20 protein-coding genes are annotated in these 23,474 nt (G+C 67.6%); 11 read left to right on the plus strand and 9 right to left on the minus strand.

What is annotated here, in order from left to right:
* Position 1: 1 nt before the first annotated feature.
* The gene (locus tag AC4EEO_RS17885; protein WP_133831325.1) at positions 2-1,216 is read right to left on the minus strand and encodes a CaiB/BaiF CoA transferase family protein; all 1,215 of its coding nucleotides are present in this window, start codon (positions 1,214-1,216) and stop codon (positions 2-4) included.
* A 53-nt stretch (positions 1,217-1,269) separates the two neighbouring features.
* Complete coding sequence (locus tag AC4EEO_RS17890) at positions 1,270-2,637, minus strand: SLC13 family permease (protein ID WP_491339406.1); 1,368 nt, start codon at positions 2,635-2,637, stop codon at positions 1,270-1,272.
* 129 nt (positions 2,638-2,766) lie between these two features.
* Here AC4EEO_RS17890 and AC4EEO_RS17895 point away from each other — a divergent pair, with 129 nt between their 5' ends.
* Positions 2,767-3,465 (plus strand): FadR/GntR family transcriptional regulator, encoded by a 699-nt coding sequence (locus AC4EEO_RS17895; RefSeq protein WP_018762683.1) that lies wholly within the window; start codon positions 2,767-2,769, stop codon positions 3,463-3,465.
* A gap of 138 nt (positions 3,466-3,603) precedes the next feature.
* Here the strand turns inward: AC4EEO_RS17895 and AC4EEO_RS17900 are convergent, their stop codons facing one another.
* A complete protein-coding gene (locus AC4EEO_RS17900) occupies positions 3,604-4,107 on the minus strand; it encodes a DUF4190 domain-containing protein (RefSeq protein ID WP_491339407.1) in 504 nt (167 codons plus the stop codon).
* A gap of 34 nt (positions 4,108-4,141) precedes the next feature.
* Complete coding sequence (locus AC4EEO_RS17905) at positions 4,142-4,714, minus strand: LysE/ArgO family amino acid transporter (RefSeq protein WP_491339408.1); 573 nt, start codon at positions 4,712-4,714, stop codon at positions 4,142-4,144.
* Positions 4,715-4,809: 95 nt separating this feature from the next.
* Here AC4EEO_RS17905 and AC4EEO_RS17910 point away from each other — a divergent pair, with 95 nt between their 5' ends.
* Positions 4,810-5,733: a LysR family transcriptional regulator ArgP gene (locus AC4EEO_RS17910; RefSeq protein ID WP_018762686.1), complete on the plus strand. Its 924-nt coding sequence runs from the start codon at positions 4,810-4,812 to the stop codon at positions 5,731-5,733.
* Here AC4EEO_RS17910 and AC4EEO_RS17915 read toward each other — a convergent pair.
* Positions 5,693-6,601, minus strand: a complete 909-nt coding sequence (locus AC4EEO_RS17915; protein ID WP_018762687.1) for a nuclease-related domain-containing protein — start codon at positions 6,599-6,601, stop codon at positions 5,693-5,695. The two genes, AC4EEO_RS17910 and AC4EEO_RS17915, sit on opposite strands and share 41 nt — an antisense overlap.
* 240 nt (positions 6,602-6,841) lie before the next feature.
* On the opposite strand from AC4EEO_RS17915, the gene pgm reads away from it, so the two are divergent.
* Complete coding sequence (gene pgm, locus AC4EEO_RS17920) at positions 6,842-8,503, plus strand: phosphoglucomutase (alpha-D-glucose-1,6-bisphosphate-dependent) (protein ID WP_018762688.1); 1,662 nt, start codon at positions 6,842-6,844, stop codon at positions 8,501-8,503.
* Positions 8,504-8,587: 84 nt separating this feature from the next.
* Here the strand turns inward: pgm and AC4EEO_RS17925 are convergent, their stop codons facing one another.
* A complete protein-coding gene (locus tag AC4EEO_RS17925; protein ID WP_018762689.1) occupies positions 8,588-9,193 on the minus strand; it encodes a malonic semialdehyde reductase in 606 nt (201 codons plus the stop codon).
* 199 nt (positions 9,194-9,392) lie between these two features.
* Between AC4EEO_RS17925 and AC4EEO_RS17930 the strand changes: the two genes are divergently transcribed.
* A complete protein-coding gene (locus AC4EEO_RS17930; RefSeq protein WP_285318770.1) occupies positions 9,393-10,745 on the plus strand; it encodes a uracil-xanthine permease family protein in 1,353 nt (450 codons plus the stop codon).
* Positions 10,746-10,757: 12 nt separating this feature from the next.
* On the opposite strand, the gene AC4EEO_RS17935 is transcribed toward AC4EEO_RS17930, so the two are convergent.
* Positions 10,758-11,675 (minus strand): SGNH/GDSL hydrolase family protein, encoded by a 918-nt coding sequence (locus tag AC4EEO_RS17935; RefSeq protein WP_491339409.1) that lies wholly within the window; start codon positions 11,673-11,675, stop codon positions 10,758-10,760.
* Complete coding sequence (locus tag AC4EEO_RS17940) at positions 11,672-12,559, minus strand: GAF domain-containing protein (protein WP_491339410.1); 888 nt, start codon at positions 12,557-12,559, stop codon at positions 11,672-11,674. The genes AC4EEO_RS17935 and AC4EEO_RS17940 overlap by 4 nt, the downstream gene beginning before the upstream one ends.
* Before the next feature lie 185 nt (positions 12,560-12,744).
* Between AC4EEO_RS17940 and AC4EEO_RS17945 the strand changes: the two genes are divergently transcribed.
* From AC4EEO_RS17945 to treS, 5 genes are all read left to right on the plus strand, one after another.
* Positions 12,745-13,629: a LysR family transcriptional regulator gene (locus AC4EEO_RS17945; protein ID WP_491339411.1), complete on the plus strand. Its 885-nt coding sequence runs from the start codon at positions 12,745-12,747 to the stop codon at positions 13,627-13,629.
* 151 nt (positions 13,630-13,780) lie between these two features.
* Positions 13,781-14,878 carry a tartrate dehydrogenase gene (locus AC4EEO_RS17950; RefSeq protein WP_285318777.1) on the plus strand — a complete coding sequence of 366 codons (1,098 nt, stop codon included), beginning with the start codon at positions 13,781-13,783 and terminating at the stop codon, positions 14,876-14,878.
* A 135-nt stretch (positions 14,879-15,013) separates the two neighbouring features.
* Entirely contained in the window at positions 15,014-16,462 is a 1,449-nt protein-coding gene (dctA, locus tag AC4EEO_RS17955; RefSeq protein ID WP_491339412.1) for a C4-dicarboxylate transporter DctA, read from the plus strand.
* A gap of 1 nt (position 16,463) precedes the next feature.
* The gene (locus AC4EEO_RS17960) at positions 16,464-17,660 is read left to right on the plus strand and encodes a glycerate kinase (protein WP_491339413.1); all 1,197 of its coding nucleotides are present in this window, start codon (positions 16,464-16,466) and stop codon (positions 17,658-17,660) included.
* Between the two features lie 112 nt (positions 17,661-17,772).
* Positions 17,773-20,049: a maltose alpha-D-glucosyltransferase gene (gene treS, locus AC4EEO_RS17965; RefSeq protein WP_491339414.1), complete on the plus strand. Its 2,277-nt coding sequence runs from the start codon at positions 17,773-17,775 to the stop codon at positions 20,047-20,049.
* 60 nt (positions 20,050-20,109) lie between these two features.
* Here treS and AC4EEO_RS17970 read toward each other — a convergent pair whose 3' ends face one another.
* Entirely contained in the window at positions 20,110-21,330 is a 1,221-nt protein-coding gene (locus AC4EEO_RS17970; RefSeq protein WP_491339415.1) for an ROK family transcriptional regulator, read from the minus strand.
* 193 nt (positions 21,331-21,523) lie between these two features.
* On the opposite strand from AC4EEO_RS17970, the gene AC4EEO_RS17975 reads away from it, so the two are divergent.
* Entirely contained in the window at positions 21,524-22,621 is a 1,098-nt protein-coding gene (locus AC4EEO_RS17975; protein ID WP_491339416.1) for a Gfo/Idh/MocA family protein, read from the plus strand.
* A complete protein-coding gene (locus AC4EEO_RS17980) occupies positions 22,618-23,448 on the plus strand; it encodes a hypothetical protein (protein WP_491339417.1) in 831 nt (276 codons plus the stop codon). The genes AC4EEO_RS17975 and AC4EEO_RS17980 overlap by 4 nt, the downstream gene beginning before the upstream one ends.
* Positions 23,449-23,474 lie beyond the last annotated feature (26 nt).

Raw genomic sequence — 23,474 nt, forward strand, 5'->3', positions numbered from 1 at the left:
GCTAGTTCACCCCGGCCGCCACGGGAGCCGGCAAACCGAGCCATGCGCGGATGGCAGGACCGTCCGCGTCCAGCAGCGGCGGCGCGGCGTGGTCCTTCACGGTGGTTTCGGCTGTGTCCCCCTGTTCGAAGAACCGCAGCGGGGGCCCGGGGAGGCTGACGGTTCCGAGCAGCGGATGCTCCACGTCCACCACGAGCCCTTGGGAGGCCACCTGGTCCCACGCGTACACCTCGTCCAGGGAGCGCACCTTCCCTGCCGGGATCCCGGCGTCGTTCAGTTTCTCCAGCAGTTCCGCCGCGCCGTAGCCGGCGAAAGCGCGTTCGACGGCGGCAATCACCCCGGCGCGGTTCCGCACACGTTCGGCGTTGCTGGCGAATCCGGGCGCGGCCGGGTCCAGGCCGAAGGCCGCCGCAAATGACTGCCAGAGCTTCTCGCTGCCGACGCTGATCTGCACGCTGCCGTCCTTGCAGGTGAACAGCCCGTACGGGGCGATGGACGGGTGGTGGTTGCCCTGTGCCTGCGGAACCTCGCCGGCCACGGTGGTCCGGGTGCCCTGGAAGGCGTGGACGCCGATCAGTGACGCCAACAGGGAGGTGCGCACCACCTGGCCGCGGCCGGTGCGGTTCCGTTCCACCAGCGCCGCCAGCACGCCAAAGGCTCCGTTCATGCCGGAAAGGAGGTCTGCGATCGGAACGCCGACGCGCTGCGGGTCTTCGGGCCCGGAGCCGGTGAGTGACATGAGTCCGGCCTCGCCCTGCAGGATCTGGTCGTAGCCGCTGCGTCGGGATTCGGGCCCGTCATGGCCGAAACCCGTGATGGACAGGATCACCAGCCGGGGGTTGAGCGCATGGATGGCGGCCGTGGAGAAGCCCAGCCGGTCCATCACGCCGGGACGGAAGTTCTCGATGACCACGTCCGCACGCTCCAGCAACCCGCGCAGCACTGCCTGCCCGTCCTGGCTCTTCAGGTCCAGGCTGATGGATTCCTTGTTGCGGTTGCAGGACATGAAATAGGTGGACTGCAAGTCATCTTCCGGGCCCACGAAGGGCGGCCCCCAGCCGCGGGTGTCATCCCCGGTGCCGGGGTTTTCCACCTTGATCACGCGGGCGCCGAGGTCCGCCAGCATCATGCCGGCGTGGGGCCCCGCCAGTGCACGGCTCAGGTCGACGACGGTGTGCCCCGCCAGGGGGCCTCGGGAATTTTCGGCTGAGCTCATGTGCTTGGGTTTCCTTTCTCAAGTGCGGGCGGCGTGGCGGGCGGCTGCGCCGGCTAGAGCCAGCCGGGGACCACCAGCGCCAGCCAGGCCAGGATGGGTCCGGCCACGATCACGATGCCGCTGTAGCCGAGGATCTTCTTGTAGAACCGGTCCTTGTCCACGCCCTCCGGGGCATTGGCCAGGACCAGGGCGCCGTTGGTGGAGAACGGGGAGACGTCCACGATCGTGGCGGAGACCGCGAGCGCGCAGATGACGCCGATGGCGCCGATCTCACCGGTGGAGAGGAAGGGCACGGCCAGCGGGATGAGCGCGGCCAGGATGGCGGTGGAGGAGGCGAAGGCGGACACGATGGCGCCAATGAAGCAGATGATGAGGGCCGCCAGCAGCGGCATTCCCATGCCGGCCACGCCGCCGGAGACGAATTCGATGGTGCCCGCTTCTTCCAGGACACCAACGAAAGTCAGCATGCCGCAGATGAGCAGCACGGTGGACCAGCTGATCTTGTTGATGGCACCCTTCTGGGCCGCCGGCGAGACCAGCGCAAGGACGATCGCGATGGTGATGGACACGAAGCCGACGTCCATCTTGAACCCGAGGGCCACGACGGCCAGCGCGACCAGGCCCGCAATGGTGACCAGTTGCGGAATCCGCTCCTTGCGCTCCTTGGTGGCGGCAACGCCGTCGCCTGCCGGGTCGCGGGGGCCGTACATGCCGGAGCCGAAGCCTTTGAACGGAACATCGGTGCCGGCTTTGGCGCCGACGCTGACTGCCATCCGTGCCTCGGCGGCCTGCTCCACGAACTGACCCACCTTGGAGGACATGAGGTTCCTGCCGCCCAGGACCACAAAGAGGACCAGGGAGATGACCAGGTTGAAGATGAAGCTTGAGAGGAAGAGTGCTGCCGGGCTGAAGGCGAGATCGGTCTTGGCAATGATGCCGTTGACGGTGACGCCGTAGACGGCGATGGGCGAGAAGCCGCCGGCCTGGGCACCGTGGATCACCATCATGCCCATCAGCAACGGGCTGATCTTGTATTTTCCGGCGAAGCTGAGGGCAACCGGGGCAATGATGGCGACGGCGGCGGGAGACAGCGCGCCCACGGCCGTGATGACGGCGGTGATGGCGAACATGACCCAGGGGATCAGGGCAACGCGGCTGCCCACGAGTTTGACGGCGCCCCGGACCAGGAGGTCGATGGTGCCGTTGTTTTGCGCGATGGCGAACAGGTAGGTGACTCCGACGATCGTCAGGAAGAGGCCGCCGGGGAAGTTGGCAAGGATGTCATTGGTGGACATGCCCAGCACCAGTGAGCCAAGCAGGAAGGCGCCCACGAAGGCGAGGGCACCCATGTTGAGGGGCAGGATGGTGGCGAGCAGGAACATCGCCGCCAGGATGATGATCGGTAAGACAGGAGCGGACATCGTTGGTCCTCCATTGGAACGAAAGAATGTGACGTGAGTTACTGGCTCACTGGACTAGCCTCTTAGACAGTGAGTCTATCTGTCAATAGACGAAGGGGGTATTCTGGTCCGAGAACCTCGGGAGGAACTGTGGAAAAGACGGCACGGGCAGGCCTGGAGCGGGTCTCGCGTCCCCGGCTCTATGAGCAGCTGGTGGAGCAGATCCTCGCCTACATCGAGTCGGCCCAGCTCCGCCCCGGGGACCTGCTGCCTGCCGAACGCGACCTTGCCGAGCGGCTGGGAGTTTCCCGCGCCACCCTGGCCCAGGCCCTCGTGGCCCTCGAAGTGCTGGGCGTGATCGACGTGCAGCACGGCACAGGGGCAGTCCTGGCACGGCGTCCCAGCGTGGCATCCGTCATCAAGGGCCTCCGCGAGCACCAAAGCCGGCTGCCGGAGATCGTCGAAGCCCGCAGCACCCTGGAAGGGAAGCTCGCGGCACTGGCCGCCGAACGCCGGACCGGAGACGACCTCGCCGCCATCGACAACGCCCTGGACGTCATGGCACGGGAGATCAACGACGGCGATCGAGGCACCCATGGCGATGAGCTCTTCCACCAGGCCATAACCGCGGCGGCGCACTCCTCCGTGCTGGCGCAGCTGATGGCCTTCATCGCCGAGATGATCCTGGAAACCCGGATGGAATCGCTGGGCCAGCCCGGGCGTCCGGAACAGTCACTGGCGTCACACCGCCGGATCGCCGACGCCATCCGCGCGCAGGATCCGGCCGCAGCAACGGAGGCCATGCTGGCGCACATCGACCTCGTCTCGGACGTGGAACTGCTCCGCTAGCGGCACGACCGCGGGTTCGTAGCGGCAGCATCCCCGTCGCATGGAACAGTCCCCCTGCCATGCGCAGGGGAGCAGTCCACCCGGAGGGGACTTTATTCGTGACCGACCCTTAACCGCCCCGCGGCGGGGGCAGGGCGCCTAGAACGTCCCGGAATTCGAACCCGTGGTGCTGGCGACGGTGAGGCCGATGATGAGCAGCAACCAGATGGCGCCGTAGCCCAGCAGGCACAGGTAGCCCAGTACCAGGCCTGAGATGGACATCCCCTTGCCGGACGGCTCGCGCCTGAGGGCGAGGTGGCCGGTAATGATGGCGGCCAGCTGGGGAAGGAGCAGCCAGCCCATGATGACCGAGGCGATGCCGCAGACCATGCTGGCGATGCTCAGGGTCTTTGGCTCGGCCGGCCTGCCGTAGTAGGCCGGCTGGCCGAAGTATTGCCCCTGGCCGTACTGGGACTGGTTGAACTGGCCCTGGTTGTAGCTTGGGCCGTACTGGGGCTGCCCATATTGGCCGTGTCCGTACTGCGTCTGGCCGTACGGCGTCTGGCCGTATTGGGCCGGCGGTTGGTAGCTGGGCCACGGCGCATCGTTGCCCTGGCGGTCGGGACGCTGGTAGTCGGGCCCCTGGGACGGCTGGTCAGTCATGGTTTCTCCCCTGCGGATCTGGCTCCAGCCTACTTCAGTGCAGGACCAGGCGGACGGCCAGCACCAGCATCAAAACACCGATGCCGGCATCGATCCAGCGCCAGGTGCGCGGGCTGCCCAGGACGCCCGCCAGGGCCCGCGCCCCGTACCCCAACGCTGAGAACCACAGGATGCTTCCGGCCACGGCGCCGGCGGCAAAGATCCAGCGGAGGTCCGGTCCCTGCTGGTTGGCCAGGCTGCCGAGCAGCACCACGGTGTCCAGGTAGACGTGGGGATTCAGGAATGTGAGGGCCGCCGTGGTGCCGAAAACCGAGTGTTTGGACCGGGGTTCCTGCTCCGCCAATGCTGAGGGCTTCGCTGCCGCCAGGAAGGACCGGACCGCGAACCACAAAAGGTAGGCGGCCCCTGCCCACCGCAGGACTTCGAGCACCCCGGGGAAGCGGGTCACCACGGCCCCGATTCCGGCGGTACCGCCCACGATCAGCAGCGCGTCACCGGCCATGCACACCGCCACCACCACGCCGATGTGTTCGCGGCGGATCCCTTGCCGCAGGACGAAGGCGTTCTGGGCACCGATCGCCACGATGAGCGCCAACCCGGTCAGCATGCCGGTTATCCACGAAGTCCACATGGCTACGACGGTAGGGTCCTGTGAGATATGTAGGCAAGTAAAGGATTCTGCGTACGCATTAGAATTTCTTCATGAATCTGGAGCATCTCAAGGCCCTGGTCGCGGTCATCGACGAAGGAACTTTCGAGGCGGCGGCGGACCTCCTGCGCATCACGCCGTCAGCCGTCAGCCAGCGGATCAAGGCCCTCGAGGGATCCGTGGGCCAGGTCCTGGTCCGCCGCCGGTCGCCCTGCACCACCACGGACGCCGGCGCACTGCTGCTGCGCATGGCACGGCAGGTCCAGGTGCTGGAGGCGGAGACATCGGCAGCGCTCGGTGCGGGGCTGCCAGCCCGCGCCCACCTGCCCGTGGCCATCAACGCGGACTCCCTGGCCACCTGGTTTGTCCCCGTCCTCCAACGGGCCGCCGGATGGGAGGACGCCGTGCTGGACCTGCGTGTCGAAGACCAGGGCTACAGCAGCCAGCTGCTCCGCGAAGGAGACGTGATGGGCGCCGTGACCTCTGATCCAGTGCCCGTCAGCGGGTGCCGGGCAGAAATGCTGGGTTCCATGCGGTACATCCCGGTGGCCAGCGCCGGACTGCGGCGCCGGTTTGCGGCGGCCGACAGTGTTGACTGGGCCGCCATGCCCGTCCTGAAGTTCAACGCCAAGGACAACCTCCAGCTGCAACTCCTGGCGGCCAAGGGCATTGGGCAGACTCCCCCTACGCATACCGTGCCGTCATCGGAGGGCTTCTTCGCGGCGGTCAAGGCGGGCCTGGGCTGGGGCATGATCCCGGAACTCCAGCTCGCGGATGGCCTTTCGGACGGCGGCCTGGTCCGGCTGGATGACGGCTACCAGGATGTGGCCCTCTACTGGCAGGCCTGGACCCTCGATTCTGACGGCCTCAACCGGATCACCCGCGCGGTACGGGCCGCGGCCAAAGACGGGCTGCGGCCAGGCGCCGGACTGGGTGTCAGCGGGCCAAGTAGGGCAGGAAATAAACGGCAAAAATGACGAAGGCCGCCAACAGGGCCAACTTCCCGCCACTGGTGCCGCTCTGCTGCGCTTTGGCTTTCCCGCCGCGGCGGCCGGCCGGAATGCCCGCCGCTGCTGCCCGGGATCCGCCTGCCGGCAGGTTGCGGCCGGCCGGATGCCGGGACATGCTTCCGCTGCGGCTCCTGCCATCGACGGGCTGGCGCCCTTCCGCCGCACCCGCGACGGGGCCGCCAGGCGGCAGGGCCCCTGCCGGGCGCACCACGGTTCCGGGGCGGACGTTCCGCAGGGCCGTGATGCCGGGCTCCTGTTCATGCGTGAGCTGCTGGCCCAGTTGCTCGTACAACCCCACCACCGCCTGCGGATCCAGCACCGGCGGAAGCGCCTCAATGGTCCGCACCACCCGGTGGGAACCCGCCACGGCTACATCGGAGGCGGTCACCCCGAAGAGATCCGGCTGGGCCGCCATGCAGATGAGCGGACGCACCAGCCGGCGATGCTGGGGGGCCAGCACCGAGGCGACGGCGGCGCACTGTGCCAGCGCTCCCTCCACGGCCTGGGTCCGCGCGTAGCGGCCCTGCCAGAGCACGCCGGACACTACGCGCACTTCGCCGGACCAATTCTTCGAATCAACCACCACCACCCCGCCGGGGCCCACCAGGACATGGTCAAGGTTGGCCTTGGGCCGGCCCGGCCAGTGGACATCGTGCAGCACGTACCAGCCCCGCGGGACCAGTTCGCTCAGCTTGTCCGCCACCACCCGCTCCCCCAGGGCTCCGGCGTCCCAGGCCTTGGTGGACCGTTCGGCCTCATCCAGCTGGCGCTTCAGCCTGGCAACACGTTCGGCAGCGAGCCTGGACTGCTCGGCTGCCCCGTCTCCTGCCCCCATTGGACGTCCCCGCTTCCTTGCCGGACGGGACGATCGGCGGGTCCCGCCGTCGTCCGCTGCTTTCGCTTGCATGCCTGGAATTTTCTTGAAAATAGCAGGGCGCTGAAGGGCCGGTATATAGGTACTTTCACGGTGCTGTACTCAGGTGCACTACTTGGTTGGTGACGTCATTGCGTGTCACAGCGTCCGGATCCTGGGCAATTCGTTTTGACTCCCGCCAGGTTCTGGCATGCTGGTCCCATGGCTAGCCGCGCGGGTACAGTTGCCCAACCCCAGGACCTTGTTGACATCACTGCGCTCCTTGATGCGTATTACGACATCGCGCCGGACCTGGGTGATCCAGGCCAGCGCGTGGTGTTCGGCACCTCCGGGCACCGGGGCTCCAGCCTCAAAGCGTCCTTCAATGAGCAGCACATCGTGGCAATCACCCAGGCGATCGTGGAATACCGGGCAGCGCAGGGTGTCACCGGCCCACTGTTCCTGGCCAAGGACACCCATGCCCTGAGCGAACCGGCGCAGAACTCCGCCTTGGAGGTGCTGGCCGCCAACGGCGTCCACGTCCTGGTGGACGCCCGCCACGGCTACACCCCCACCCCGGCCTTGAGCCACGCCATCCTCACATACAACCGGAAGGCCGCGCCCGGCGCCCCGCAGGCTGACGGCATTGTGGTGACCCCCAGCCACAACCCGCCGGCCGATGGCGGCTTCAAGTACAACCCGCCGCACGGCGGACCCGCGGACTCGGACGCCACCGGCTGGATTGCCAACCGTGCCAACGAACTGCTGGAGAACGGACTGCGCGGCGTCAAGAGGATCCCGCTGGCCGACGCGCAGGCCGCGGACACCACCGGCAAGTTCGACTTCCTGAGCAGCTACGTGGATGACCTTCCGTCCGTCCTGAACCTGGACGCCATCCGCGAGGCCGGAGTCCGGATCGGCGCCGATCCCATGGGCGGGGCGTCCGTGGACTACTGGGGCGAGATCGCCGAACGGCACCACCTGAACCTCACCGTCGTCAACCCCACCGTGGACCCGCAGTGGGCCTTCATGACCCTGGACTGGGACGAGAAGATCCGGATGGACTGCTCGTCGCCGTCCGCCATGGCCTCCCTGATCAGCCGGATGTCGGTGGGTGCCGACGGGTCCGTGCCCTTCGATGTCGCCACCGGCAACGACGCCGACGCCGACCGCCACGGGATCGTCACCCCCGACGGCGGCCTGATGAACCCGAACCACTACCTCGCGGTCGCCATCGACTACCTCTACCGCAACCGCAGCGGCTGGAACCCCGAATCCGTGGTGGGCAAGACCCTCGTGTCCTCCTCGATCATCGACCGGGTGGCGGAGAGCCTGGGCCGCAAGTTGGTGGAAGTCCCGGTGGGCTTCAAATGGTTTGTCCCCGGTCTGCTCTCCGGTGAAGGCGCGTTCGGTGGCGAGGAATCCGCCGGCGCATCCTTCAACAAGCTGGACGGCAGCGTGTGGACCACCGATAAGGACGGAATCCTGCTGGCGCTGCTGGCCTCCGAGATCACCGCCGTGACCGGGAAGTCGCCGTCACAGCTGTACAAGGGGTTGACGGACCAGTTCGGCGCTCCCGTCTACGCCCGCATTGACGCAGCCGCCACGCGTGAGCAGAAGTCCAAGCTGGGGAAGCTCTCCGCCGCTGACGTCACGGCCACCGAACTGGCCGGGGAGGCGATCACCGCCAAGCTCACGGAGGCACCCGGCAACGGCGCTGCCATCGGCGGCCTGAAAGTGGTCACCGAGAACGCCTGGTTCGCTGCCCGCCCGTCCGGCACCGAGGACGTGTACAAGATCTATGCCGAGTCCTTCAAGGGTGAGGAACACCTCAAGCAGGTGCAGGCCGAGGCCAAGGCGCTGGTGGACAGCGTCATCGCCTGACCGGAAGCCCCGCAGCTTAAGCACGAACGCCCCATCACCAAGTGATGGGGCGTTCGTGCTTTAGCCGCGGAACGTGCCGTGGCGTCAGACGGTGCGGACGGCGTCGTCGTAGGAGTACTTGGGCTTCGCCTCGCCCCAGGCTTCCTCGCCGGGCTGGCCGATGTTGACCACCAGGAAGCTCTTCTGGTCACCTGCCGGGAAGAAGGCGGCGTCGATGGCCTTGAAGTCGGCGCCGGTCATCGGTCCTGCGGCGAAACCGAGTGAGCGGACGGCCAGGATGAAGTAGCCGGCCTGCAGGTGGGCGTTGTTGTTGCCCGTCGCGGCGGCGAGCTCGGGATCGGCATCGTACATGGCCTTGGGGGCGTTGTAGCCGGGCAGGAAGCTGTCCCACTTGCCCGCCCAGTCGGTGTCATAGCTGAGAATGGCCACCAGCGGAGCCGACGCGGTCTTGGCCTGGTTGCCGCGGGACAGCGCATCCACCAGGGTGGCGCGGGCTTCGGGCGAGCGGACGTACGTGACCCGCAGCGGCTGGGAGTTGAAGGCGGTGGGCCCGAACTTGGTCAGTTCGTAGATGGCCTGCGCCTGCTCCTCGGTCACCTCGCCGGTGAACGTGTTGGCGGTGCGGGCCTGGGCGAAGATCGCGTCCACGGCCGCCGAATCGATAACCGCTTCTTCGTGTGCAATGGTCATTGGCTTACCTTTCGCTGTGCCGCCCGCCTACCGGGGTGGCCTCTGTGCTTTCCATAGTTGCAACTTCAAGTGCTTGGTTCCTCTTCCCATGACGGCAGGTGACGTTGGCCACAACGGACGGCAGCGAAATACTTGGCGGTATTCTGGACCGAGTTATCCTTCGCCCCCTCGCGGCACCCCCTGAAAGGCATTCCTTCCCATGAGCATGCTCGGAATCAAATGGAAGCTGCACGGCACCGGCAAAACCATCAAGCCCGGCCAGGTGGTGGCCCCGGATGAGCGGCTGGCCTGGCCCCTGACCATCGGCGTGGGCATGCAGCACGTGGTGGCAATGTTCGGCGCCACCTTCCTGGTGCCCATCATCACCGGGATGCCGCCGGCCACCACGCTGTTCTTCTCCGGCATCGGAACCCTGCTGTTCCTGGTGGTCACCAAGGGCCGGGTGCCCAGCTACCTCGGCTCCAGCTTTGCGTTCATCGCGCCCATCACAGCCTCGCAGGCACAGTTCGGCATCCCGGGCGCGCTGGGCGGCGTGGTACTCGCCGGTGCCACCCTGGCCCTCGTGGGTGCCGTGGTGCAGAAGTTCGGCGCCGGGTGGATCAACCGGCTGATGCCGCCCATCGTCACCGGCGCCATCGTCGCGTTGATCGGCCTGAACCTTGCCCCCGCAGCCAAGCAGAACTTCGACGCCGCACCCATCACGGCCGTCGTCACGCTGGCCACGATCATCCTGGTCAGCGTCCTGTTCCGCGGAATCCTCGGCCGGCTCAGCATCCTGGCGGGCGTCGTGGTGGGTTACCTGGTGGCCATGCTCCGGGGCGAGGTGGCCTACGACAAGATGGACGCCGCAGCCTGGGTTGGCCTGCCGCAGTTCCAGACCCCCGAGTTCCACATCGGCGTGCTGGGGCTGTTCGTCCCCGTAGTCCTGGTGCTGGTGGCGGAGAACATCGGCCATGTGAAGTCGGTTGCCGCCATGACGGGGCAAAACCTTGACGGCGTCTCCGGCCGGGCGCTGATGGCCGACGGCGCGGCAACAGTCCTCGCCGGCCTTGGCGGCGGCTCGGGAACCACCACCTACGCCGAGAACATCGGCGTCATGGCGGCTACCAAGGTGTATTCGACGGCGGCCTACTGGGTGGCCGGCATGTTCGCCATCCTGCTGAGCTTCTCCCCCAAGTTCGGCGAATTGATTGCCACCGTCCCGGCCGGCGTCCTGGGCGGCGCGGCCACCATGCTGTACGGCATGATCGGCATCCTCGGCGTGAAGATCTGGGTCCAGAACAAGGTGAACTTCGCCAATCCCGTAAACCTGACCACCGCGGCTGTGGCCCTGATCATCGGCATCGCCGACTACACCTGGACCATCGGCGACCTCAAGTTCACCGGCATCGCGCTGGGCTCGGCAGCCGCACTGGTGATCTACCACGGCATGCGCGCCATCGCCAAGGCGCGGGGAACAGCGGCCGAACCCGAAACCGAGCAGACGGGACTGCCGCCGGCCGTCAAGGCTGCCATGAATGCAGCCTCGAAGCGGACGCCCAGGAAGCGCTGACCCGGACCGGCGTCAGGCCACCCGGTCCGCCCTCCCATCCGGGCCGCCGGCTGCCGTGCCGGGGCCCATCGCCAATCCCTTGGCCGGGTGTCCCGGCGGGAAGGGACCAGGAAGGCCTTGGCCGAAGACCGGGCCGGGCTGCGGCCGCTTGGCCGCCAGCGCGTCGGCCTGGCGGGGCCGCAACTGCTTGAGCACCCACGGCATGAAATACTGCCGCGCCCACACCAGGTCCTCCGCCCGGGCCTGCGTCCACCCGTGGGCCGGCAGCGGCCTCGGCTGCAACGGCTTGAGCGCATGCTCCACTCCCAGCGCATCAAGGGTTGCCGCGGCCACGGCATGGTGGCCCAGCGGCGACAGATGCAGCCGGTCCGGGTCCCACATTGACGCGTGCTGAAGCTCGGGCAGGCACCACAGGTCAACCATGATGGCGTGGTGCCGGGCCCCGATGCTGTGCAGGTGCTCGTTGTAGATGGCCACGCGGCCGCGGATCTTGCCGAACACCGGTGTGTTGCCCCAGTCCGGGCCCGCAAAAAGAAGCACGGTGGCACCGGTGGCTGCGAGCGTGCCGATGGCCTGGTCCAGCTTCCCGGCCAGTTTGTCCGGATCGCCATGCCTGAAGATGATGTCGTTGCCACCGGCGGCAATGGCGACAAGGTCCGGCTTCAAGGACAGCGCCGCGGCCAGTTGACTGTCGAGGATCTGCCGCAGCAGCAGTCCCCGGATGGCCAGGTTGGCGTACGCAAAGTCGGGACGGCCGGACGCCAGTTCCTCGGCCACACGGTCCGCCCAGCCCCGAAGGCCGCCCAGGCTGAGCGGTTCCGGGTCGCCGATTCCTTCGGTGTAGGAATCTCCCAGCGCAACGAACCGGTGCCAGGGGTGGCTGTCCAGCCCGGCCGCGATGAATCGCGGCTCCTGCTTCTGGATGGTCATGCTGTCCTCCCCTCTGCGGGAGGCGGGGTTTCCGTCTTCACCGCAGCGTTCCTGCGGGGTTGCTTTCCGGTTGGAAAGCCCCGCCCCGCCGCCGACGGACGCGGCAGCTCCGCGACGCCGTCGTACGCTTCCTGCCGCAACGCGGACGGCGGTGCGCCGCTCGGGTCCCGGCCGGTCCCCGGGGCCACGACGTTCAGGGCCGCGTCCCGGAGGCCAAGCTCATGGTGCAGTGCCTGCGTCTGCAGGAAAAGCAGCGCCGCCTCCCTGCTGAGGCCGTATTCGCTGGTGAGGCTGCGCACGGCCAGGTCCACCAGGACCAGGGAGCTTTGGACGACGGCGAGGCCGGCCGTCGCTTCGGCCCGCTCGGCCACGCGGAATACGAGGCGAAGGGCCCGGGCCATCTGGCGCGCAAAGCCCTGAATCCTGACCAGGTCATCGCTGGCAAACGCATGCGGCACGCCCGCGTAGAAGGTGATGGCGGCGCTCGTCCCGCCTTCAGACATGATGGGAACGGAGAGCATCGACTGCACCCCGTGGCCCGACGCCGCACTCGCGTAACCGGGCCAGCGCCGGTCACGGCTGAGATCGGATACCAGGACGAAGGCCTCGGTGCGCATGGCCTCCATGAGGGGCCCGTCGGCGAACGAGCACTGTTCCCGGTCCGCCTCCTGCGCCTGCTCCGTGCTGGCCGCAAGGGTCTGTCCCTGGCCCAGGTGGAAGAGCGTGGCGGCCCAGCCGATACCGCGGCGTTCACCCTTGATCTCGCTCATGAAGTCATGGGTGACTTCCCGGAGGAAGGTTTCGACATCCTTGCTGTCGAAGACCGGCTCCGGGGTAACTGGAAGCAGCCCCCAGCCAACCTGCCCCGAAGGTTCAGCCGCCATGTTCCAGCCCTGTTCGAAGCGCTTCGGCCTACTACAAAACCTGGTTCCCAGAATACGTCCGAACCGGGCCCTGGCGGGAGTGGCAGCAGAAATAAGCCAAAAAGAGGAGGAAATTGTTCGCTGATAGGGTCCCTGTACGGCAACAGCTGCACCGCAGCACAGGTCCGGCCGGAGAGGAGCCCCGTTTGGACACCCGGAAGCTGAAATATTTCCTGGCGGTGGTGGACCACGGCGGGTTCAACCGCGCGGCCGAACACCTGCTGATCGCCCAGCCTTCACTGTCCCAGACCATCGCGGGCCTGGAAAGGGAACTGGGTGTTCCGCTGTTCCACCGGATTGGCCGCCGCGCCGTCCTCAGCGACGCGGGCAGGGAGCTGGTGGGGCCGGCCCGGCTGGTGATGCGGGACCTGGACGCCGCGCAATCCGCGGTTCAGGCGTTGCGCGGCGTCCGCAGCGGGCAGCTGGACATCGTCACCATGCCCTCGCCCGGAATCGAACCGCTGACCTCCATGATCGCCGCGTTCACCCGGTCCTATCCGTCGGTGAGGCTGAACGTGGAGGCAGCCTTCACGCCGGAGGAGGTCATCGAGTCGGTGCGCAACGGCAGCACCGAGATCGGGCTGGCCGGTTCTGCCACCGCCATCCGCGTGCCCGGGGTGGAAGTGCTTGGGCTGGAGCGCCAGCCGCTGATCCTGATCGTCAATCCGCAGGCAGACACCTTTGGCCCGGGTAAGGCCATCGCGCGGGAGGACCTGAACGGGCACCGGCTCATCGCCAGCCAGCGGGGCTCCCTGATGCGCTGGCTGGTGGATGACGCCCTGGCGCGCGGGGTCAATGCCGAGATCGTCGTGGAAGTGGCCCACCGCACCTCGGTCCTGCCCCTCGTCCTGGCAGGGGTGGGGCACGCGGTGATGCCTTCCTCGTGGGCCCCGACCGCCGGGAAGGCCGGCTTGCGCACGCTCCTCATTGAGCCGGTTTCCCACCTGGAGGTGGCCATCCTGAGCCGCAAGGACGACCTCACGCCGGCCGCGCGCGCCTTCTTGCAGGTGGCCAGGGACCACGCGGAATAACCGCCCATCGTTGATAGGCCCTTCCTATCAGCAGGATCGAATCTTGGTCTTGGACGCCCAACCCGCTGCGCCCGTCTACTTGAAGAGGAAGAAAACAGTGTGACTGGGGCGACACCGGCACACTGCCCACACTCAACGAGGAGGTAGGCACATGAGCGCCAACCAGACATTCAGCATCGCTTCGATCCCGGCCGACGGCGTGGGCAAGGAAGTGGTGTCCGCAGGCCGCCGAGTCCTGGACGCCCTGGCCGAACACTCGAACGGAAAGTTTGCCTTCGACTGGACCGAGTTCCCTTGGGGCAGCGAGTACTACGCCAGGACCGGCCAGATGATGGACCCCAAGGGCCTGGACGCCCTGAAGGACTTCGACGCCATCTACTTCGGCGCCGTCGGCTGGGAAAACGTCCCGGACCACATCAGCCTCTGGGGCCTGCGGCTGAACATCACCCAGAACTTCGACCAGTGGGCCAACATCCGCCCGGTGAAGTTCCTCCCCGGCGTGCAGTCCCCGCTCCGCAAGGCCGACACCACCGAATTGGACTGGGTGGTGGTCCGCGAGAACAGCGAGGGTGAATACGCCGGCCTCGGCGGCCGGAACCTCAGTGGCCGCGGCCCCGGCAACGAGGTGGCGCTGCAGACCGCCCTGTTCACCGAGAAGGGCTGCGAGCGCATCATGCGGTTCGCCTTCGACCTGGCCCGGACCCGGGCCGTCAAGAAGGTTTCCTCGGTCACCAAGTCCAACGCCCAGCAGTACGGGATGGTCCTTTGGGACGAGGTCTTCAACCGCGTCGCCCTGGACTACCCGGACGTCCAGACCGAAAGCGTCCTGGTGGATGCCATGAGCGCCAAGTTCATCCTCAAGCCCGAGGACCTCTCCGTCGTCGTCGCCTCCAACCTGAACGCCGACATCCTCTCCGACCTCGGCTCGGCGCTGGCCGGCAGCCTGGGCCTGGCGGCCAGCGCCAACCTGAACCCGGAGCGCCGTTTCCCGTCCATGTTCGAACCCGTCCACGGCTCCGCACCGGACATCGCCGGCCAGGGCATCAGCAACCCGATCGGCGCCATCGCCAGCGCCGCCCTGATGCTGGACCACTTCGGCCTGCACGCGGAAGCCCGCCAGGTGGAAGCCGCCATCGAAGCGGCCACCGGCGCCGGCCACCTGACCCGCGACGTGGGGGGCAAGGCAAACACCGGGGACGTCACCGAAGCCATCATCAAGGCCCTGACGCTCACTCCGGCAGCGGTCTAGGCACGCAGTAACCTCCGGCGCCGCCATCCGGTTGCTGATTCCAAGCACGGGGCGGGCGGTGAAGCAGTACCGCCCGCCCCGCACCAACTTTCTTCAGAACATCCTCCAGCGACATTCCACAATGAGGTAGGAATCATGGACCACACCAGCACCGCCGCGGCTACAACAGCGGCCCCGAAAACCCGGTGGTACCGCCAGCTGTACTTTTGGGTACTGACGGCGATCGTCATCGGCATCCTGGTCGGCTGGCTCGCCCCGGCAACCGGTATCGCCATGGAACCGATCGGCACCACTTTCGTGAACGCGATGAAGATGCTCATCGGGCCCATCGTGTTCCTCACGATCGTCGGCGGCATCGCCAGCGTGGCTGACCTGAAGAAGGTGGGCATGACCGGGCTGAAGGCGCTGACCTACTTTCAGGTCGGCACCATCTGCGCCCTGGCATTCGGCCTGGTAGCCATCAACTTCTTCCGGCTTGGCGAAGGCGTGAACGCCGATCCGGGCGCCATCAAGACCTCGGACTCGGCCGCCAAGCTGATCGATGCGGGCCAGCACCAGGAATGGTGGCAGTTCATCACCAACATCATCCCCACCAGCGTGGTCCAGCCCTTCGTGGTTGGCGACATCCTGCAAATCATCTTCATTGCGGTGGTCTTCGGGATCGCCCTGAACGCCCTGGGCAAGGTGGGTGCCCCGGTCCTTGACGGGGTGCAGCGGCTGACCGGGGTCATGTTCAAGATCCTCGGCTTCATCATGAAAGCCGCGCCCCTGGGAGCCTTCGGTGCCATGGCCTTTGCCGTGGGCAAGTACGGCGTCTCATCGCTCACCAGCATGGGCGGCTTGATCGCCCTGTTCTATGCCACCTCCATCCTCTTCGTCGTGGTGGTCCTCGGCTCGGTCATGGCGTTCCTGAAGCTGAACATCTTCAGCATGATCCGGCACCTCAAGGAGGAATACATGCTCATCCTGGGCACCTCCACCGCCGAGCCCGCCCTTCCAGGCCTGATGCGCAAGCTTGAGAATGCCGGAGTCAAGAAGGAAACGGTCGGCCTGGTGGTCCCCACCGGCTACAGCTTCAACCTGGACGGCGCCGCCATCTACCTGTCTTTGGCCGCCCTCTACATTGCCCAGGCCACCAACACCCACCTGAGCATTGGCCAGCAGCTGGGCCTGCTCGCGGTCATGCTGCTCACCTCCAAGGGCGCGGCAGGAGTCGCCGGCGGCGGCTTCATCGCCCTCACCGCCACCCTGGCCACCATCGGGACCATCCCCGCCGCCGGAATCATGCTGATCTTCGGCATCGACAAGTTCATGTCCGAATGCCGGGCACTGGTCAACTTCACCGGCAACGCCGTGGCCACGCTGTTTATCGCCTCGTGGGACCGCACCCTCGACGCCGACCGTGTGCGCCGCGTCTTCGCCGGCGAAGCCGTGGACCCGCTCCCCGCCCCGGCGTCGGACCACCTCGAGGCTGCCAACAGGGCAGGCGCCCACCCCCACAAGGAGCCGGCCCTCCAGGAAAGTACCGCCGGCGTCGAACCTTCCCTGCCTGCCCGCAGTCCCGCCTACTCCGAAACCGCCTGACATGCCCGCCAACACCACGGTCCGCGCCCTGATCGCACCCGACAAATTCAAGGGCAGCCTCACCGCAGGCGAGGTGGCACACGCCCTGGCGGCCGGACTCCGGTCCACCGCCGGGGCCGCCCGGACCATCGAATGCGAGCTGCTTCCGCTGGCCGACGGCGGGGACGGCAGCGTGGACGCGGCCGTCTCGGCCGGCTTCGCCCGGCACGCCTGCACCGTCACGGGCCCCACGGGGCAAACGGTCCGGTCGTCCATCGCCTTCGACGGCGTCACCGCCGTCGTCGAAGTCGCCAACACCTGCGGGATCGCACTCCTGGCGGACGGCTCCCTGGATGCCCTCAATGCATCCAGCCGCGGTTTCGGTGAGGCGGTCCGGTTCGCCCTGGGCCTGTCGCCCGAGCGGATCGTCCTGGCCTTGGGCGGCAGCGCCAGCACCGACGGCGGCATGGGAATGCTGACCGCCCTGGGATACGCCTTCCTCGCGGCCGACGGCACGGAACTGCCGGGGACCGGCCACGCACTCGGCCGGATCCACGCCGTCCGGGGATCCCTCCTGCCAGGCCTGGCAGGGACGGAACTGGTGGTCGCCAGCGACGTCTCCAATCCCCTCACCGGACCGGCCGGGGCAGCGGCCGTCTTCGGGCCGCAAAAAGGCGCCGGCCCGGCGGATGTCGACGCCCTCGACGCCGGGCTGGAACATTTCGTGGGCAGGATGGCGGACGCGGGGTTCGGCGCCGCGGCCGGCCTGGCACGGCATGACGGAGCCGGCAGCGCCGGGGGAATCGGGTTCGCCTGCCTTCTCCTGGGCGCGCGCCAGGTCTCCGGAGCGGACTTCTTCCTTGACCTGCTGGACTTCGATGCCCGCAAGGACAGCTGCGACGTCGTCATCACGGGCGAAGGCAGCATCGACGCGCAGACCCTCGCCGGCAAGCTGCCCGCCGCGGTGGCCCGGCGCTCCGGCACCCGCACCCTCATCGCCGTTGCCGGCCGCTCCCTGCTCCCCCGGGAACGCTGGGCGGACCTGTCCCTGGCGCAGGTCTACGCCCTGGCCGACTACACCAGCCGGGACTCCGCCAAGGACCCCGTGCTGTCCGCCGCCCTGCTCACCCGGATCGGCCGCGACATCGGCCGGCAGATCGGCCAAGGCATCCGCCAGCCCGGCACGTTTGTCCCGTCCACCGGTTGCACCGCCCAGTAGCATCGGGAGAGGGAACACCGAATACTCCCTGTCCGGCTGGGTACCTTTCCACGGGCAAGGGGCTACGGAGCATCCATGCCAGCACGGAGACGAGCAGTGGAAAGAGGAGCTTATGCGGGAGCCGGGGACCAGCGAGCGCGTTTCGGATGCGGATAACACCGCCGGAGTCGGGGAAGGGGAGGCAGCCGCCACGGAGCCGGCAGCGGACCTGGAAGTCACTTTCGACGAACAGTTCTTCGCCGCCCGGCCAAAAGCGCTGCGGCCCGTCGCGAGGCGGCGCCAATTCGTGGGCAACAGGCCCTCCTTCGAATTCGACGGCCGGAACGCTGCGTACGTGGATTGGCTGCGCAACCAGGCCATGCTCGGTGACGCCAACGTCCTGGCCCGGCAATTGTCCGGCCAGGCCAGCATGTGGCAGAACTCGTACGCGCATCCGAACCCCCGGGCCGCCGTCGAACGCGCCCCTGTCTGGTTCACCGCTTACCCGCTGTCCTTCATCACCGAGCCGGGCCGGTCCTTCCTGTCCGCCCTGGGAGACAAGGCCATGTGGGAAGCCTTCCGCGAGATCGGCATCCGCGGCATCCACACCGGGCCGGTGAAACTGGCCGGCGGCATCAGCGGCTGGTCGCACACGCCCAGTGTTGACGGGCACTTCGACCGGATCAGCATGGCGATCGATCCGGTCTTCGGCACCGAAGAAGAGTTCCGCAGCATGTGCGAGGTCGCTGCCGAGCACGGCGGCACGGTCATTGACGACATCGTCCCGGGCCACACCGGCAAGGGCGCCGACTTCCGGTTGGCCGAAATGAACTTCCGCGACTACCCCGGGATCTACCACATGGTGGACATTCCGGAGGAGGACTGGAACCTCCTGCCCGATGTCCCGGAGGGGGCAGATTCGGTCAACCTCAGCCCTGATTCTGAACAGGCGCTGCAGAAAGCCGGGTACATCATCGGCAGGCTCCAGCGCGTCATCTTCTACGAACCCGGGGTGAAGGAAACCAACTGGAGCGCCACCCGGCCCATCGTGGACACCACCGGCAAGACCCGCCGCTGGGTCTACCTGCACTACTTCAAGGCCGGGCAGCCCTCCATCAACTGGCTGGACCCCACCTTCGCGGGCATGCGGCTGGTGGTGGGCGACGCCCTGCACTCCCTGGTGGACCTGGGTACCGGGGCGCTCCGCCTCGACGCCAACGGGTTCCTGGGCGTGGAAAAGAGCGCCGAGGAACAGCCCGGCTGGTCCGAGGGCCACCCGCTGTCCGAGGCCGCCAACCAGCTGATCGGATCCATGATCCGCAAGGTGGGCGGGTTCTCCTTCCAGGAACTGAACCTCACCATCGACGACATCAAGGCAACCTCCGAATCGGGTCCCGACCTGTCGTACGACTTCATCACCCGGCCCGCGTACCACTACGCCCTTGTCACTGCGGACACCGAATTCCTGCGGCTGACGCTGCGCCTGTCCATGGAGATCGGGGTGGACCAGGCCTCCCTGGTCCATGCCCTGCAGAACCATGACGAACTGACCTACGAGCTCCTGCACTTCGCCGCCGGGCACCGGGAGGAGATGTTCGAACTCAACGGTGAGGAACTCACCGGCGCGCAGCTCGCCGAGCAGGTCCAGCAGACCCTGCGGGACCGGCTGACCGGTGAGAACGCACCGTACAACGCGGTCTTCACCACCAACGGCATCGCCTGCACCACCGTCAGCTTCATCATGGCCGCCCTGGGCATCCAGGATCCGGACGCCGTGACCCCGGAGCAGGAGGCACAGATCCGGGACGTCCACATCCTCCTGGCCATGTACAACGCGCTGCAGCCGGGAGTCTTCGCCCTCTCCGGCTGGGACCTCACGGGCATCCTGGCCCTGGACCGGAGCAGCGTCCGGGAACTCACCTCCCAGGGCGACACCCGCTGGATCAACCGCGGCGCGCACGACCTCATGGGGACCAGCCCGGACGCCACCACGTCCTCGGCGGGCATGCCGCGGGCGCGCAGCCTGTACGGCACGCTGCCGGAGCAGCTTCAGGATGCGAACTCGTTCGCGCGCAGGCTGCAGCGGATCCTTGCCGTCCGCGAGGACAACGGGATTGCCACGGGCACGTTGCTCGATGTCCCCGACGTCTCCAACCGCGGGGCACTGGTGCTGGTCAACCAGCTCCAGGACGGCGCCTTGCAGGTCACGGCGCTCAACTTCTCCGGGCAGGACATCGCCGGCAGCATCCAGTCCAACGAGCTGCCCTCCGGGGCGAACGTCAAGGACCTCTTCAGCGGCGAGACGGTGGGGCAGGTGGACGACCTGCACAGCTTCTTCCTCGAACTGCCGGCCTACGGCGGGACGGCACTGCTCCTTACCGAGGCACGGGAGCTGGACGCGGAGGCTTAACGGAGGACGCCGGGCGGCGCCGGAGGATTCGTTCCCAGCGCCGCCCGGCACTGCTCTGTGCTACCCCGCGATCGCGCCCGCCAGCGTGGCTTCGATGATGGCCGGCGAGAGGACGTACTGGGTGACCAGCTGGCTCGCCCCGAGGACGGCCGCCTGGTCGCCTGCCCGGGAGACATTGATGCGCAGGTGCGAGGTGGCCAGCGGCGGGGAGCGCCGGTACACCACCTCACGGATTCCCGCCACCAGGTGCTCGCCCGTCTCGCCGAAGCTGCCCCCCACCACGATGACGGACGGGTTGAGCAGGTTCACCGCGGTGGCAAGCACCTCACCGATGTCCCGGCCGGCCTGCCGCAGCGCCTGGATGGCCTGCAGGTTGCCGTCGGCGGCGAGCCGGAGCACATCCGCGCCCCTGGCGACGTCCACGCCCTGGTCCCGGAGGGAGCGTGCGACGGCGGGCCCGGACGCGAGTGCCTCAAGGCACCCGTAGTTTCCACAGGCACAGAGGACCTCCGCGCCGCGGGCCACCTGGATGTGGCCAAGGTCGCCGGCCGTGCCGTTCGCGCCGCGCTGCAGCTGCCCGTTGCTGATGATGCCGGATCCGATGCCGGTGGCCACCTTCACGAAGAAGAAATTGTTGTGCTCGGGCCAGTGAGCGGACTGCTCCCCCAGCGCCATGATGTTCACGTCGTTGTCCACGAGCACATGGACGGGCAGGGACCGCTGGACGTAGCTGACCACGTCGAACCCGTCCCAGCCAGGCATAATGGGCGGCTTGACCGGTTTTCCGGTGTCGTGTTCCACCGGCCCCGGAAGCCCGATGCCAATCCCGGCGAGTTCGGTGACGCTGCGTCCCGCGGACGCCAGCAGTTCCTTGCCCTGCGCAACCACCTGGTCCAGCACAGCTTCCGGCCCGTCTGCCACCTGCAGGGACAGCCGATGCTCGGCGAGGATTGTCCCGCCAAGGTCGGTGACGGCGACAATCACGTGCGTGGCACCGACGTCGACGGCCAGCACCAGGCGGGCGGACGGGTTGAAAGCAAAGCGCGACGGCGGCCTCCCGCCGCTGGAGAGTGCCTCACCGGCAGGTCCCACCAGGCCGGAGAGCATGAGCGCGTCGATCCGGGAGGCAACCGTGGACCGGGCGAGGCCCGTGCTTAGGGCGAGCTCGGCACGGGTACGGGCCCTGCCGTCCCGCAGCAGCTGGAACAGGTCCCCCGCGCGCGACAGATTGCCGGCGTCGGATTCCTTTCCGAGCTGTTTCCCGGCGGGTGGAGAAGTCATGCACTAAGTCATAACACTCTTACTTAGCACTGTCATCACGCCAGAAGAATAACGAGAAACAAGCAACTTTTGCTTGACGCGCGGCAAAAGTAGTTCTACCTTGTGACTCAGGGCACATTCGTGAATCCGATGGCTGGTATCCACCACGGTGATCCCACCACTGCAGAGTCCGCTTACGAAGAGGTAATTGAACTTGTCCCATCACACCGCGCCGACAGACCAGCCCTTGGGGGTTGGCATCCTGGGGGCAGGACCGGTGACCCAAGCTATCCACCTTCCCGCCCTGGCCCGGCTCCGCGATGTCCTCGAGGTACGGCACATCATGGACGTCGACGCAGCCGTTGCGGCTTCCGTGGCGGCGCGCGTCGGGGCAACGTCCAGCACCAGCATGGACGAGCTGCTGGGCGATCCGGCCGTGGACATCGTCGCGATCTGCAGCCCCCACCAGTTCCACGCGGACCAGGTCATCGCCGCATGCCGGGCCGGCAAGAAGGCTGTCCTCTGCGAAAAGCCGTTTGCAATGAACGCCGAGGAAGCCACCCGCATCTCTGCGGTCAGCACCGAAACCGGGGTCCCGATCGTCGTCGGCGCCATGCACACCTTCGATCCGGGCTGGCTCGCAGCCGAACAGAACTGGGGCGACCTTCCCGAAACGGCCCACACCATCCGTTCCTCGATCGTCCTGCCACCGAACGCCCGGTTCGAAGACTTCGCCACGGAAATCCTCACCCGCCCCGCCGCCGGGCGGCCGGACTACTCGGACATCGAGGTCCTCAAAGCCGCCCTCCACGGCGGGATCATGGGCCTGGCCATCCACGACCTTCCGCTGGTACGCCGGTTCACGCCCGATTTCGAGCACGTCGACGTCCTGCAGGCACGGCACGTCCGCCCGTTCGGCTACGCGGTCTCGCTCCGGACCCCCTCCCGGGTCATTGAACTGCGGGCCGTCATGAACGGCACCTGGAAGCCCGAGTGGACTTTCGAGGCCATCGCCGACGATTCCGCGCTCCGGATCGACTTCACACCCTCCTACGTCCAGGCCGGCTCCGCTGTGGCCACCTTTACCCGCAATGACGGCAGCGAGACCACCAGCTTCGGCCCGTTCGGCCTCAACGGCTACGAGGGCGAGTGGCGCGAACTTGCCGGGCTCGCCAACGGAACCCGGCAGGCCCCGCCCGCCCAAACCCTGATCGACGACCTCACGTTCGCCCTGGCCATCGCCGAGGCCACGGTGGAAAGCGCCGCCCTGGACCATGCGGCCGCAGCCGACACGGCAGGAGTTTCCGCATGAGCGCCCACTTCACGGTGCACGCCACGCCCGCAGCCCGGGAGGCAGGCGCCGTCACCGAGACCGTGGCATCGCTGCCTGCAACGTTCGGCCCTATGCCGGCCGGCCATTCCGGGCAGGCCGACGTGCGGGTGGTTGCGGGCAGCAGTGGATGGGCCGCCGAAGCCGCCGGCGCCGTGCAGGCAGGGGCCCGCGGCATTGTGGTGGCCAACCCCGTGCCCGAGGACACCTCGGAGCTCGCGGCTGCCGCGGACGCGGCGGGGGCCGTCGTCGTCCTCGATCTCCGTTGGGCAGCGAACCCGGCCCTGGTTGGCGAAGGTTCCGGCGCGGATGCCCGTGGCGCAGTGCGCAGCGGGCTGGGCAGCGCCTCGCTGCTGGACAGCGTGGCGACGGCGGCGCCCGGCACCGATCCACGGCAACTCCTCAGCGACCACTTCGCCGCCTTGCTTGCCGTGGCGGGCCGCCTGGACGGCGTGGCCATCCTGCGCCTGGACACCTCCGGTTACACGGCCAGCGGCAGGCTGGCAAACGGTGCGCCGTTCACCGCCCAGGGGTTGCTGACCGCCGCCCGGCCCGCCGGCGTCGACATCCGCCTTTACACCGCCGACGGCGGGGTTGCCGTCCGGGTCCCCGACCCTGACGCCGCTTGGCCTGCCGAGGTCCGGGTTACCGGGCCGCACGGCGACCTCCTGCTTCCCACCCTGTACGAATCCGCCCACCGGTTTGCGTGGCGGCGCCTGAAGGAACACCTCAGCGCCGGCACCAGGCCGGACGACCTGGCCGGGTTCGCCCGGCTGACCGACCTTTACGCAACCCTTACCGCCACGTAACCACCTTTTAGATACGCAACCGAACA

Source organism: Pseudarthrobacter sp. MOO13 (genome assembly GCF_058267655.1).